Consider the following 12,011-nt stretch of genomic DNA (forward strand, 5'->3'; position numbering starts at 1 on the left):
CTGTAAGGGTTCAAAGAAACTAGTTGCAATGCAACTAGCCGCTATGTAACTATCGATCCATGAGCGCAGACCTGACCCAAGGTGCCGTCACCTCTCGCGACGGCACCGAGATCGGCTATTACAAGACCGGCCGAGGCCCGGCCGTCGTCGTGCTGCACGGCAGTATGGAATCGGCGACCAGCCACACCCTGTTCGCGCAGGAGCTGGCCGACGAGTTCACCGTCTACCTCCCGGACCGCCGCGGTCGCGGTCTTTCCGGCCCGCACCGGCCGGACCACGGCGTTCGTACGGAGGTCGAGGACCTGGACGCCGTACTCACCGTGGCCGGAGCTGAGCGCGCGTTCGGCATCAGCGCCGGGGGAGCGGTCGTGCTCGAGGCCGCGCGGACGCTGTCGTCCCTGAAGCAGGTCGCGCTCTACGAGCCGGCGCTCGTCGCGGACGGCGCCCCGCACCGCGAGTGGCTCGCTCGTTTCGACCAGCAGATCGCCCGCGGCGACATCGCCGGCGCGATGGTGACGAGCATGTTCGGCTTCGAGCTGGCGCCCGGGTTCCTCAAGGTGGTGCCCCGCGGCGTGCTTCGGTGGGCCACCGAGAAGATGCTGGCCAAGGACGCGCGCCAGGCCGCCGACGGCGCGGTCCTGCTCCGTGATCTCGCGCCGACGATCCACGCCGAGGGCACGATCGTCGCCGAGCTCGGCGGCACCTTCGAGAAGTTCAGGACGGTCGACGCCGACGTACTGCTGCTCGGCGGCACGAAGGGACTCCGCGGCCTGCAGCCCGGCCGGGACACCCTGGAGAAGGTCCTGCCGAACGTCCGCCGGATCGAGTTCGACGGCTACGACCACGGCGCGGCGTCGGATCCCGGCGGCGTCAACCCGGCCGGCAAGCCGGAAGCGGTACGGCGGATCGCCGCCGAGGTGAAGGCCTTCCTCAAGCGGTCCTGAACGCCCAGTCGACCGCCTCCGCGATGTCCGTCACCGGGTACCGCACCGCCTGCACGACGCGGTCCGCGCCGACGATCAGCACGAACCGCTTCAACCGCTCGTACCCGCCGGCCCGGAACGTCGGCAACCGCAGCGCCGCCGCCAGTTCCAGCTCGAGGTCGGACAGCAGCAGGTGTGGGATGTCCTCCGCCTCAGCGAACGCCCGCTGCTCGTCGGGCCGCTGCGTACTCACTCCACGCACGGCGATCCGCTGATCCGTGAACTCGCCGTACCGCCCGGCGAAGAGCCGGTTCTCCAGCGTGCAGCCGGTCGTCCCGTCGATGTCGTCCCACCCGTCCGGCAGCGGCGTCGGCCGTCCGGTCGCGGGGTAGCCGAACAGCACGGTCGCGCGACTGTCGACATCCAGAATGTCGACAGTCCTACCAGCGGTCGACGGCAGTTCGACGTACGGCACGTGGTGTCCGACCAGCTCGTGCAGACGTTGGGCCGGCGGCTCGTCCTCGGCGTTCGTCCCGGTGAGCGAGCCATCGCCGAGCAGCCAGCGGTCACCCCAGTCCTGCAGGGCGACGAGCACGGGCAGGAGGGCTCGCCCACGCGGCGTCAGCTGGTACGCGTACCGGGTCGGCCGGTCCTGGTACGCGACCTTGTCGACAATCCGACTGTCGACCAGGCCGTTCAGCCGCTCGGTCAGCACCTTCCGCGAGATGTGCAGTGCTCCCGCGAGCTCGTCGAACCTGGACAGCCCGCGGGCCAGATCGCGGACGATCAGCAGTTCCCAGCCGTCGCCGATGACGCCGAGGGACTGCGCGATCGCGCAGTCCGGCTCGGGCGAGAAGCTGCTCCGCCGCACGATCCGTACCCCTTCGATTCCAGTTGCTGCCCGGTCGTCGGGTCGAGTAAGTTCCCAACAGGAACTCACTCTACCGCAGGGGGACGGACGTGTACTGGCGCCGGATCGCGGAGCTGCCCACCTGGATGAAGGCGGTGATGGCCGGTCAGTTGGTCAACGGCGCCGGTGCGCTCGCCTGGGTCTACCTGACGCTGTACCTGGTCGAGGACCGCGGCATGTCGGCGCAGCAGGCCGGCTTCGCCGCGGCGGCGTACGGCGTCGGGCTGGTCGGCGGCAACCTCGGCGGCGGCTGGTTCGGCGACCGGTTCGGCCTGCGGACGACGGCGCTCGCGAGCCAGTTGCTGTGGGCGGTCAGCTGTACCGCGATGCCGTTCGCGCCGGGCCCGTCGATCGCGGTCGTCGCGGCGCTGGCCGGCCTGTTCGGCGGCGCCGGCCGCCCGAACCTCAGCGCGCTGGTCGCGATCTCGCTGCCCGCGGAACGCCGCCGTGAAGGGATCGCGCTGTCCCGCACCGCGACGAATGCGGGCTTCACCATCGGTCCACCGCTCGGCGGTCTGCTCGCGACGTACGACTTCTCGCTGGTCTTCTTCGTCGACGCCGTCACCAGCCTGGTGATGGCCGCGATCATCTGGCGCTGGGTGCCGAACGCCCGCGGGACCAGAGGATTGTCGACAACCGGATTGTGGACGTCCGTCCTCCGCGACCGCCCGGTCCTGGTCGTGCTCGCGACGATCGTTGTCGTCGACACCGTCTACCGCCAGATCTTCGCCACGCTGCCGCTCCTGCTGCGCGACGCGGGCACCCCGGCCGTCGCGTACGGCGTACTGCTCGGCGCCAGCTCGGTCGTGATCGTGCTGTTCGAGGCGCCGCTCGCCGTACGGCTCCGCGGCCATCGCGCGACCCGGGTGATCGCGGCCGGGTTCGCCTTCATCGGCATCGGGCAGGCGATCGTCGGCCTCTGGCCGGCGCTTGCCGGGGCGGCGCTGGCGATCGTGGTGCTGACCGCGGGGGAGATGCTCTACAAACCGACCGCCACCGCGCACGTCGCGGACGCGGCGCCGGAAGGGATGGTCGGGCGGTACTCCAGCCTGTACGCGGCTGCCTCGATCAGCGGCATGTTCCTCGCCCCGGCGATCGGCGGTACGGCGTACCAGCATGCGCCGCGACTGCTCTACCCGGTCGCAGCGGCCCTCGCGCTGGTCGCTGCCGGCGTACTGCTGCTCACTCGGGCAACGGCGCCGGACGCCCTTCCCAGCGCGTCGACAGTACGACCGTCGTCCGCGTCCTGACCACGCCGTTCACGCGGCGCAGTGAGCCGACGACCGCCTCGAGCTGGGTGACGTCGGCGACCCGGACCTTGACCACGAGCTCCTGGTCGCCGGCGACGAACCAGCAGTCCTCGACGGCGGGAATCTCCCGGACCTGCTCGACGATGTCGTCGGTCTCCACGTCGTCGCGCTGGAACAGGCCGATCAGCGCGCTGGTACCCAGACCGACCTGGTCCGGGGCGACGACGGCGCGGTAGCCGAGCAGTACGCCGCGCTCCTCGAGGCGCCGTACCCGCTCCTGGACGCTCGGGCCCGACAGGCCCACCTCTCGGCCGAGCTCGGCCCAGCTGGAGCGGCCGTTCAGTCGTAGCGCCTCGATCAGCTGCCGGTCGATCGCGTCCATGACCTCTCCTGTTCACCGCAGATTCTAAGGCAAGGAATGCTCTGTTCCTTCAATTCGTTTGTGAGAGCGTAATGCTTACCGTACAATTTTAGGTACCGGGGACAGTCCGCCCCGGTTCCCGCCGTACCAACCCAGTGAAGGAACCATGATCACCCCTGATGTTGCCCGTGCCCGTATCGACGAGCGGCACCGCGCCGCGGCGCAGGCGCGTCGTGCGCACGCCGTGCCGTCCACCTGGCGCCGGCTGCTGACCCGTACCGCCCGCAACCGCTGACCTCACCTCAGCTGTTCTGATCCGTCCTCAGCCGCGACCGGTGCGCCGTAGGGCCACCGGTCGCTGTCGTCGCCGCCGTCACGAGATAGGCTCTGCACCATGCAATCGCACCTGGTGCCGCTGATCGCGGTCGTACACGAGGCCGCCGTCAACGCCTCGCACATCTCGAAGTGGTGGTTCGGCGGGTTCGCGATGGTCGTGTTCCTGCTGCTGCTGGCCGTCACCGTCATCATGGGCAAGGGCCGGCCGCACAGCTGACCGGCTGTCGCTGTGCACATGGCGTGAAGGGCTGACGTGGCTTCTGTGGAGCGGGTACGACGGATCGGCGTGATGGGTGGCACGTTCGACCCGATCCATCACGGACACCTGGTCGCGGCCAGCGAGGTGCAGTCGTACTTCGACCTCGACGAGGTGATCTTCGTCCCGACCGGCCAGCCGTGGCAGAAGTCGGACCGCAAGGTCTCCCCGGCCGAGGACCGGTACCTGATGACCGTGATCGCGACCGCGTCGAACCCGCGGTTCTCGGTCAGCCGCGTCGACATCGACCGGCCCGGGCCGACGTACACGATCGACACCCTGCGGGACCTGTCCAGGCTGTACCCGGATGCGGAGCTGTTCTTCATCACCGGCGCCGACGCGCTCGCCCAGATCCTCACCTGGCGGGACGTCGACGAGACGTTCAAGCTCGCCCAGTTCGTCGGCTGTACCCGGCCGGGGACCGAGGGCCTCGAGCTGCCGCTGGACCAGCTGCCGATGGACCGGATCACCCTGCTCGAGGTGCCGGCGCTGGCGATCTCCTCCACCGAGTGCCGCGCCCGGGTCGCCAAGGGCAACCCGACCTGGTACCTGGTGCCGGACGGCATCGTCCAGTACATCGCCAAGCGTGAGCTCTACACCAACCGTTAGGACGTTTTATGCCTGCCAGTGAACGCGCCATCGAGCTGCTGACCGCGGCTGCGGAAGCGGCCCACGACAAGAAGGCCGAGAACGTCCTCGCCTTCGACGTCTCGGAGCAGCTCGCGATCACCGACGCGTTCCTGGTCGCCTCCGCCTCCAACGACCGCCAGGTCCGCGCGATCGTCGACGCCATCGAGGAGAAGCTCCGCGTCGACTTCGACGCCAAGCCGGTACGCCGCGAGGGCGCGCGCGAGGGACGCTGGGTGCTGCTCGACTACCTGGAGATCGTCATCCACGTCCAGCACGACGAGGAGCGCGCCTTCTACTCGCTAGAGCGCCTGTGGCGTGACTGCCCCGCCATCACCCTCCCGTCCGCCGTACCAGATGGCGCTGTGACCGGCGCTGCCGGCACGGACTCGGCCGCGGCTGAATGACCGCCGGTCGGCTGATCGTCTGGCGCCACGGCCGGACAGAGTGGAACCTCCAGAACAAGATCCAGGGTCAGGCCGACATCCCCCTCGACGAGGTAGGCATCGCCCAGGCCCGCGCTGCCGCGGCCCGGCTGGCGTCCCTCGCCCCCACCCGCCTGTTCGCCAGCGACCTGCAACGCGCCGCCGCCACCGCAGCTGAACTCGCCTCCCTCACCGACCTCAAAATCGAGTACGACGAGGAACTCCGCGAGATCGACGTCGACGACTGGGCCGGCCTCACCTCCGCCGAACTGGCCGCCATCAACCCGGAAGCCGCAGCCCGCATCGCAAGCGGCGACCCGCAACGCCGCGGCACCAACGGCGAAACCGTCGAGGAAGTAGCCACCCGCTTCGCCGCCGCCCTCAGCCGCATCTCCACCGAAGGCACCGCCGAAGACACCATCGTCATCGCCACCCACGGCCTCGCCGCCCGCGTCGGCATCTGTGTCTTCCTAGGCATCCCCCAATCCAACTGGGCCGCCTTCGGCGGCCTCTCCAACTGCAACTGGGTCTCCCTCCTCCCCGGCCGCCACGGCTGGCGCATAGAAGAGTGGAACGCCGGCTCCCTCCCCGAACCAGTAATGAGCGACGACCCCCAGCACTAAGCAACCCACCCAAAGCCCACACCGCTCCGCGGCGGCTGGTCAGTTGGTCGCCTCCGGCGGCGCGCGACGTGGTCCGTGGCGCGCGCCCTCCGGCGAAGCAACCGTCGGCGCGGAGCACGGTCAGGGCAGCCCGTTCGTGACGACAACGCGTTCGCGACGCTGCTCGACCCGGGCGAGCGCCTCCGCTGGCGGAACTGCAGGGAGTGCAGCTCGACAGACATCCCAGGAGCTAAGGGTGTCAAGCTGCGAGCAATTCGGCCTGTTGTGACCAGGCGGTTGTTTCGTTGTAGGGGGTGCTGGTTTTGAGGCAGCCGTGGAGGATGCCGACGAGCCGGTTGGCGAGTTGGCGCAGGGCGGGGTTGTGTTCGGCTCCGCGGGCTCGTTGTTTGTCGTAGTAGGCGCGGGCTCCGGGCGAGGTGTTGAGCGCGGAGAAGGCCTGGGTCATGAGGGCGTCGATGAGCCGGTCGTTGTGCACGTAGCGGGCCAGGGCGACCTTCTTCTTGCCCGAGGAGATGGTGATCGGGCTGGTCGCGGCGTAGTTCTTGCGGGCTTTGGCCGAGGCGTACCGTTCGGGGTCGTCGCCGAACTCTGCGAGCACCCGGGCGCCGAGGATCGGTCCCAGCCCGGGCTGGGACACGATGATCTCAGCGGCCGGGTGCCGGCCAAAATGTGCCTCCACCTGGCCCTGCAGCGTCGTGACCTGCTCATCGAGGACGACCAGGACCGCGACCAGCGCGCGGGTCGAGGCGGCGTAGGCGGCAGTCACCACGGCAGGCTGGCCGAGGTGCTCGGCGCGCAGCGCGGCCCGGATCCGCGCGGCCCTGCCGTCGATGCCGTCGATCTTGCGGCGCCGGGCGTGTTTGAGCGCCGCGGTGATCTGCGCGGTGGTCAGCCGGGCCGCAGACGCCGGGTCGGGGGCCTTGGCCAGTAGTTCGAGGGTGTCGGGCGCGTCGAGGTCGGCGAAGGCTTCCAGCGCGGCGGGGAAGTACTCGCGCAGCGCGTGCCGCAGCCGCTGCGTGGTGCGGGTCCGTTCCCAGATCAGTGTCTTGTGCATCCGGGTGACGACCTTGATCGCCTCGGCCCCGGCGCTGTCACCGGCCACCGTGCGCAGCTGGTGGGAATCGGTGCGGACCATGTCGGCCAGCACGTGCGCGTCGCCCGCGTCGCTCTTGGCGCCCGACACCGCATGCCGTTTGCGGTACGCCTTCGCCTGCAACGGGTTCACCGCGAACACCTGGTAGCCCGCGGCCACCAACGCGGCCACCCACGGCCCCCGATCGGTCTCGATCCCGACCACCACCTCGACCTCGTCCAGATCGGCATCGGGATCAACAGCGGCGAACTGCTCGGCCAGCAGCGCGTGCAGCCGGGCCATCCCCACCATCCCCTCGGGCAGCCGCGCCTTGGCCAGCACCCGCCCGGCCGGGTCCATCACCTCCACATCGTGATGCGCCTCGGCCCAGTCATCACCCACGAACAACTTCACTAAGTTCTCCCGCTCTCGATCAAGCCAGTCACCCGCAGGCAAGCCGGTCGGGAGAACCATCAGCGACCTAATGAAGCAGTACTCACGGCAACCCACCACACAGCACGGCGGGGCCAGGCACGACATCCCATCAGCGATCAACTCTCCCGGTCACCGGCAGGGGCACGCTCTGTCGACAGGACTCAAAGTCCAGGACGTATAGAGTGCTCACCCACCGGCGGCCTACCAGCTACCGAGTCTGCCCGACGGCGACCCGATAACTCTCATTAGGACGTGTACGTCGGTTGCGCGAGCGGCGCGGCTCGCAGGCAGCGCCCGAAGCCGCCAGCAGGCGAACACCTCCTGTCGAGCTGCACATGCGGGCGACGACAGCAGCCTGTTCAGTCATCCACAACGCCTGTACGACCCGCGCAGCCGGCGACTGCGGACCTAGCATCGCCACCCCGCAAAGACTCGGCAGACACGCGTTTCAGAAGCGACGTACTGTAACCGGCAGGCCTCCAACACCACCGAAACCAAGGTGTCCTGGACCACACCAGCCCCACGAAGGAACCGATTTTTCTTTGCAGCCACTCATCCGCTAAGCTTTCGGAGTCGCAAGACACCGCGGGGCTTTGGCGCAGTTGGTAGCGCGCTTCCATGGCATGGAAGAGGTCAGGGGTTCGAATCCCCTAAGCTCCACCGCAGGTCAGAGGCCGGTTCTCCACTCGGAGAACCGGCCTTTTTCATGACCTGAGTTACTAGCTGAGTGACTACCGGTTTCGGGGCAGGATCTCGTCCGACCATGCAGAGGTGCCCGAGCTGGTGCCAGGTGCGGTGTTGCCTAACATCGGCATCCGCGTGCTCGGCTCGGTGGAGCGTGTCGACCCGTTGGAAGACGAGGGAATCGCTCCACGCAAGGACCCCCTCGCCAGTCCGCCTCCGGTGACGGTCGACTACGTCGTGGCGGGCACAGTGGAAAGATCCAGAGACTTCCAGGTAGACGTGGGCGCAGGCCCTCAGCACGCCGGGGTCGAGTTGGTGCTGACTGTCAACGGTCACCTGCTCCAGGCGCAGGTCGACGGGCAGGCGCGCGATATCGAGCCCGGCTCCCGGTTGATCCTCAGTGGTGAACTCGTCGTCATCGGCGAGTACGAGTGGGAGGCTTTCGACTTGGTCGACACACGCGCTCCCTGGTCGGTCGAGGAGACACGGCGAGTCTCCAACGGCGACTACCTGCTCCGACTGGTACCCGCGCCTCAATCCTGGTGACGGTGCCTCACAGCCTGCTGCAACATTCGCACGTGCCGGGCTCTAACTCGCTTGGGTTCTGGAGCGCTGAGGGTCGGTGGCGCATAGCTTCGCTGGCCATGGAAACTCCAGGGGCTGGAGACTCGCGCTCCACTGCTCGCCCAGTTCGCGCAGAATCGTGGTGGCGCGATGAATGTCTTCGTCCAGGTAGGGACAGGGATCCTGCGAGATGACGCCCCAACGTTCGCGGGCTTCGGCGTACGGCGTCGGCTGGCGCTTCTCGACGGCTTCATGGATGACTGCCGCGATGGCCTCACTGATACCGACGCCCTTAGCGGCCTTCAGAATGCGGGCGCTGCGGACCTTGGCGTCGTGGCGCTTCTTTCCCTCGATCTGGGTCATGCTCGAGAACACCGCGCCTGCCGCGATCACGCCGAAGATTCCGTCGGCGATGCAGAGTTCGCGTTCGACCACCGCGTGCGAGAGGTCGTGCGGTACGCGCCACTTGCGCGTATACGACGAGAGCGTGAACACTGCGCCGTCCGCGCGACGGATCAGGGTGAGACTCTCACCGCGCGGATCATGCTGGAAGGTGAGTTGCATGTCATCCAGGGTGACCCCGTGCTCAGACTTGTACCACTCGTTTTCTGCCGTTGCCATGTGGTCGTCAACTGCGGTGGACCGAATCCACGGACGGGGCCGCAGCGGGGTCCGCGCCGGCAGACCACGGACTCAACCACCAATCAGCGAAACACCTTGTAGATAAGGGCCTGAGCCTCGTCCCGCGTAGGCCACCGATACGACCCTTGCACCGGAGCCGTGCCCCAGGACGCTGATCACGCGGATCCGCTGCACAAAGACGATCTGCACCGGGCCGGCGCGTGGCCGGGGGACGGGTGGGTGCCGACACGCTACTTCCCTCCAGCCCCAGTTCGATGCTGGTACTCCGATGGGCCATCGTGATCACCCGCCAGGGGATCGGGGTTGGGGAGGATTGCCCTCCCGGAGCGGAACGCGATCCTCCCCAAGGCGGCTTTTCCGGGACGTTCGTGTGGACGTTCGACAGGTAGAGCACCGGCGAGACCCTGTACGCGCGATCCCGATCACGCTCAGGTGCACTGCCCGACAGGCCGACACCTCCTGTCGAGAATGCACACCACCCGGCTGCAGCATCGCCCGGAACACAGCAACCACCCACAGGAGCCGATATCCACTCGTGCTGGGGGTTCTCCACTCCCACACCAACAGAGAACCGATGCCCTTAGCAACCAATTGACCCCCAACGGATCTGAGCCAAGCTCCACCCCGTGCACAATGCCCGAACTCATGCCAGCGGGGATCCGTGGCTGGAGTTCGGGCCTTTGTTGCTGTTGTGAGCCCTGGCGGGGGCGTTGCCCTCGGGATCGAGAAGCCGCTCCAATGGCGCTTTTGACGAGCGATCGTGCGAAGAGAGATGGTGCGGCTGCTTTGTTCAGCTTGCGTCGAGCAGTTCGGTGATTCGGGTATAGAAGGTGGCGGGGTCGCCGGCGAGTGAGGCCTTTACCATCGCGGTCCATTCGTCGACGATCACCTCGATCGACCCCGCGGTGAGGCCGTCGAGTGAGCGGCGTGGTACGTCGCGTGGGTGGATCTTGGGGCCGTCGTATCCGGCCGCGATATCGGTGTCGGCGGCTCCGAGGAGGACGCCTTGGACCAGCGTGCCTTGAGCCGCGAGCTCGAGACGTACGCCGTTGGTCATGTTCCATTCGGCGGCCTTTGCGGCTGAGTACGTGCCGGTGCCGGGGGCCGCGAACCAGGACAGTGCCGACAACACGTTCACGACGGCACCTCCGCCGTTCGCCGCGAGCACGGGGCTGAACGCGCGGATCACGTCGAGCGTGCCCCAGAAGTGCGTGTCCATCTCTCGGCGGGGCCTCGGCGAGGTCGCCGGTGACCAGAGCGGCGCCGGTCGCGATGCCGGCGTTGTTGACCAGGAGCGTTACATCCCGAGCGGTTGCCGCTGCGGCGACGACCGACTCGTGGTCGAGCAGGTCGAGTCGTAGGGCCACCACCCGGGGGTCGTCGAACTTGAGGCTCTCGGGGCGACGAGCGGTCGCGTAGACCTTCGCGGCGCCGCGCTCCAGGAGTTCGAGCACGTACTGGCGCCCGATACCGCGGTTGGCTCCGGTGACGAGGGCGGTCTGGTCGCTGAGGTTCATGGGTTCCTTGCTTCCTGCATAGCTGGTTCGGTTTCGACTAGGCTAAAACTTGACGTTGGCGTCAACGTCAAGTCGAGGAACCGAGGACACGAGATCAGTGGAGGCACAGATGCGGATCGGAGAGGTCGCACGCCGGGCGGGGGTCAGCACAAGAGCCCTCCGGTATTACGAGGAGCAAGGTCTGCTCACGTCGGAACGCACCCACAGCGGCCAGCGCATCTACCCCGAGACAGCGGTCGAACGTGTCCGGCTGATCCAGCAGCTCCTCACCGCCGGCCTGCCCAGCCGAACTATCGTGCGACTGATGCCTTGCATCGAAGCCGGGCAGGCTTCCCCCGAGGTCTTCGAGCTGATGGCGGCCGAGCGGAGCCGCATCAGTACCGCCATGGCCGGCCTCGCCGCTGCGCGGGATGCTCTCGACACCTTGATCGACATCGCGAACAACCCAACGCCCGAACACTGCCCGGCGCTCCGGGTGCCGGCCTGGGCGCCGTACGAACACGCCGAAGCGGAGCCGGCTGGCCTACCACCAACGCGAGTGCGCACCACCGCCTGACCGCATTCGTTTGGGGCAGGTCTGTCGACTGATCGTCTTCGTGGGACCACGGTCTGACTACCGCGTCGCTCGGAGCTGAATCGTCCCGGTGTGTCCGGAGAGTTCTGGTGTGAGACCTCGACGAGCGGGCGCGTCCGGGTGTGGGCGACGCGGTCGTATGGCACCCTGCGACGGGTTGCCGAACAGGTGCGCGTTGTTGGCTTTGGCTACCTGCGGGTGCTGGCGCGGATGATGGTGGCTGCGGTGGGGTGGGTCGTGGGGGTGATGGTGGCTAGCTGTTGGCGGAGGCGGGATTCGAAGGCTGTGCGTTGTTGTGGGGCAGGGCGTCGATGAAGGCTCTTGAGCCGTGAGAGAGGGACCAGTTCCAGAAGGGGTCGGGGAGGTGTTGGCTGACCTCGGTCTGGTTGAGGTTGTGGAAGCCTTCGGCCGCTAGCAGTTGCTGGCCGTCGAGGGGGCGGCCCAGGCGGCCCTTGCCGACCGGGATGTAGGGCTGGTACTCGCGGATGAGGGCGCCGTAGAAGTCCCAGTCCGGTGCGTTCTCGACGTCGCAGGGTATGGAGAACGAGAACACGCCGCCGGGGCGCAGTACTCGGTGGATCTCGGCGGCTGTTGCTGCGGGGTCGTCGAGGAGGTGCATGACGAAGCCGGCGCAGACCAGGTCGAAGGTTGCGCCGAGGTCGAGTGCGGCGGTGCCGGGCTGGGGGTCGAGCCAGTCGGCGTGCAGCTGCGCGAACCCGCGGAAGAACAGTGGAACCTCGTCGTAGTCCGCCGCCAGCTCGTCGAACAGCCGAATTGCCCGGGCGGTATGTTCGCTCACTTTTCGAGTCGAT

Annotated in this window: 15 protein-coding genes, 1 tRNA gene and 1 pseudogene; 10 read left to right on the forward strand and 7 right to left on the reverse strand. The window is 67.8% G+C overall.

Going from position 1 to position 12,011, the window contains the following annotated elements:
- Positions 1-59 precede the first annotated feature (59 nt).
- Entirely contained in the window at positions 60-944 is an 885-nt protein-coding gene (locus tag JOF29_RS36595) for an alpha/beta fold hydrolase (protein ID WP_209698916.1), read from the forward strand.
- On the opposite strand, the gene JOF29_RS45750 is transcribed toward JOF29_RS36595, so the two are convergent.
- On the reverse strand, positions 931-1,794 hold the full coding sequence (locus JOF29_RS45750; protein ID WP_209698917.1) for a winged helix-turn-helix transcriptional regulator: 864 nt from the start codon (positions 1,792-1,794) through the stop codon (positions 931-933). The two genes, JOF29_RS36595 and JOF29_RS45750, sit on opposite strands and share 14 nt — an antisense overlap.
- A gap of 89 nt (positions 1,795-1,883) precedes the next feature.
- Between JOF29_RS45750 and JOF29_RS36605 the strand changes: the two genes are divergently transcribed.
- Positions 1,884-3,083, forward strand: coding sequence for an MFS transporter (locus JOF29_RS36605; RefSeq protein WP_307863871.1), 1,200 nt, complete (start codon positions 1,884-1,886; stop codon positions 3,081-3,083).
- On the opposite strand, the gene JOF29_RS36610 is transcribed toward JOF29_RS36605, so the two are convergent.
- Positions 3,016-3,465, reverse strand: a complete 450-nt coding sequence (locus JOF29_RS36610) for an Lrp/AsnC family transcriptional regulator (protein ID WP_209698918.1) — start codon at positions 3,463-3,465, stop codon at positions 3,016-3,018. The two genes, JOF29_RS36605 and JOF29_RS36610, sit on opposite strands and share 68 nt — an antisense overlap.
- A gap of 145 nt (positions 3,466-3,610) precedes the next feature.
- Between JOF29_RS36610 and JOF29_RS44985 the strand changes: the two genes are divergently transcribed.
- From JOF29_RS44985 to JOF29_RS36630, 5 genes are all read left to right on the forward strand, one after another.
- Positions 3,611-3,739, forward strand: a complete 129-nt coding sequence (locus tag JOF29_RS44985) for a hypothetical protein (protein WP_281067464.1) — start codon at positions 3,611-3,613, stop codon at positions 3,737-3,739.
- A 99-nt stretch (positions 3,740-3,838) separates the two neighbouring features.
- Positions 3,839-3,997: a hypothetical protein gene (locus JOF29_RS36615; protein ID WP_209698919.1), complete on the forward strand. Its 159-nt coding sequence runs from the start codon at positions 3,839-3,841 to the stop codon at positions 3,995-3,997.
- Between the two features lie 36 nt (positions 3,998-4,033).
- Complete coding sequence (nadD, locus tag JOF29_RS36620) at positions 4,034-4,645, forward strand: nicotinate-nucleotide adenylyltransferase (protein ID WP_209698920.1); 612 nt, start codon at positions 4,034-4,036, stop codon at positions 4,643-4,645.
- Between the two features lie 8 nt (positions 4,646-4,653).
- A complete protein-coding gene (rsfS, locus tag JOF29_RS36625) occupies positions 4,654-5,070 on the forward strand; it encodes a ribosome silencing factor (RefSeq protein WP_209698921.1) in 417 nt (138 codons plus the stop codon).
- Positions 5,067-5,711 carry a histidine phosphatase family protein gene (locus tag JOF29_RS36630; protein WP_209698922.1) on the forward strand — a complete coding sequence of 215 codons (645 nt, stop codon included), beginning with the start codon at positions 5,067-5,069 and terminating at the stop codon, positions 5,709-5,711. The genes rsfS and JOF29_RS36630 overlap by 4 nt, the downstream gene beginning before the upstream one ends.
- 238 nt (positions 5,712-5,949) lie before the next feature.
- Here the strand turns inward: JOF29_RS36630 and JOF29_RS36635 are convergent, their stop codons facing one another.
- A complete protein-coding gene (locus tag JOF29_RS36635; RefSeq protein ID WP_281067286.1) occupies positions 5,950-7,191 on the reverse strand; it encodes an IS110 family RNA-guided transposase in 1,242 nt (413 codons plus the stop codon).
- Between the two features lie 614 nt (positions 7,192-7,805).
- On the opposite strand from JOF29_RS36635, the gene JOF29_RS36640 reads away from it, so the two are divergent.
- Positions 7,806-7,878, forward strand: a tRNA-Ala gene (locus tag JOF29_RS36640).
- A gap of 111 nt (positions 7,879-7,989) precedes the next feature.
- Positions 7,990-8,448 (forward strand): hypothetical protein, encoded by a 459-nt coding sequence (locus JOF29_RS36645; protein ID WP_209698923.1) that lies wholly within the window; start codon positions 7,990-7,992, stop codon positions 8,446-8,448.
- Between the two features lie 42 nt (positions 8,449-8,490).
- Here the strand turns inward: JOF29_RS36645 and JOF29_RS36650 are convergent, their stop codons facing one another.
- The 3 genes and pseudogenes from JOF29_RS36650 to JOF29_RS44995 all read right to left on the reverse strand — a co-directional run.
- Positions 8,491-9,030 (reverse strand): hypothetical protein, encoded by a 540-nt coding sequence (locus JOF29_RS36650; protein WP_209698924.1) that lies wholly within the window; start codon positions 9,028-9,030, stop codon positions 8,491-8,493.
- An 868-nt stretch (positions 9,031-9,898) separates the two neighbouring features.
- The gene (locus JOF29_RS44990; protein ID WP_281067465.1) at positions 9,899-10,327 is read right to left on the reverse strand and encodes an SDR family NAD(P)-dependent oxidoreductase; all 429 of its coding nucleotides are present in this window, start codon (positions 10,325-10,327) and stop codon (positions 9,899-9,901) included.
- Between the two features lie 106 nt (positions 10,328-10,433).
- A pseudogene (locus tag JOF29_RS44995) lies at positions 10,434-10,625 on the reverse strand (SDR family NAD(P)-dependent oxidoreductase); the annotation flags it as partial.
- A gap of 109 nt (positions 10,626-10,734) precedes the next feature.
- On the opposite strand from JOF29_RS44995, the gene JOF29_RS36660 reads away from it, so the two are divergent.
- The gene (locus tag JOF29_RS36660) at positions 10,735-11,181 is read left to right on the forward strand and encodes a MerR family transcriptional regulator (protein WP_209698925.1); all 447 of its coding nucleotides are present in this window, start codon (positions 10,735-10,737) and stop codon (positions 11,179-11,181) included.
- A 271-nt stretch (positions 11,182-11,452) separates the two neighbouring features.
- On the opposite strand, the gene JOF29_RS36665 is transcribed toward JOF29_RS36660, so the two are convergent.
- Positions 11,453-11,998, reverse strand: a complete 546-nt coding sequence (locus JOF29_RS36665; RefSeq protein ID WP_209698926.1) for a class I SAM-dependent methyltransferase — start codon at positions 11,996-11,998, stop codon at positions 11,453-11,455.
- Positions 11,999-12,011 lie beyond the last annotated feature (13 nt).

This window comes from Kribbella aluminosa, from assembly GCF_017876295.1.
In the GTDB taxonomy this organism is placed as follows: Bacteria; Actinomycetota; Actinomycetes; order Propionibacteriales; family Kribbellaceae; genus Kribbella; species Kribbella aluminosa.

Excerpts from the sequence above, each read along its gene's own strand:
- rsfS (WP_209698921.1), top strand. The coding sequence starts at position 4,654 with ATGCCTGCCAGTGAACGCGCCATCGAGCTGCTGACCGCGGCTGCGGAA.
- JOF29_RS44985 (WP_281067464.1), top strand. The coding sequence starts at position 3,611 with ATGATCACCCCTGATGTTGCCCGTGCCCGTATCGACGAGCGGCACCGC.
- JOF29_RS36630 (WP_209698922.1), top strand. The coding sequence starts at position 5,067 with ATGACCGCCGGTCGGCTGATCGTCTGGCGCCACGGCCGGACAGAGTGG.
- JOF29_RS36650 (WP_209698924.1), bottom strand. The coding sequence starts at position 9,030 with ATGCAACTCACCTTCCAGCATGATCCGCGCGGTGAGAGTCTCACCCTG.
- JOF29_RS36610 (WP_209698918.1), bottom strand. The coding sequence starts at position 3,465 with ATGGACGCGATCGACCGGCAGCTGATCGAGGCGCTACGACTGAACGGC.
- JOF29_RS36595 (WP_209698916.1), top strand. The coding sequence starts at position 60 with ATGAGCGCAGACCTGACCCAAGGTGCCGTCACCTCTCGCGACGGCACC.
- JOF29_RS36615 (WP_209698919.1), top strand. The coding sequence starts at position 3,839 with ATGCAATCGCACCTGGTGCCGCTGATCGCGGTCGTACACGAGGCCGCC.
- JOF29_RS44990 (WP_281067465.1), bottom strand. The coding sequence starts at position 10,327 with ATGGACACGCACTTCTGGGGCACGCTCGACGTGATCCGCGCGTTCAGC.
- JOF29_RS36660 (WP_209698925.1), top strand. The coding sequence starts at position 10,735 with ATGCGGATCGGAGAGGTCGCACGCCGGGCGGGGGTCAGCACAAGAGCC.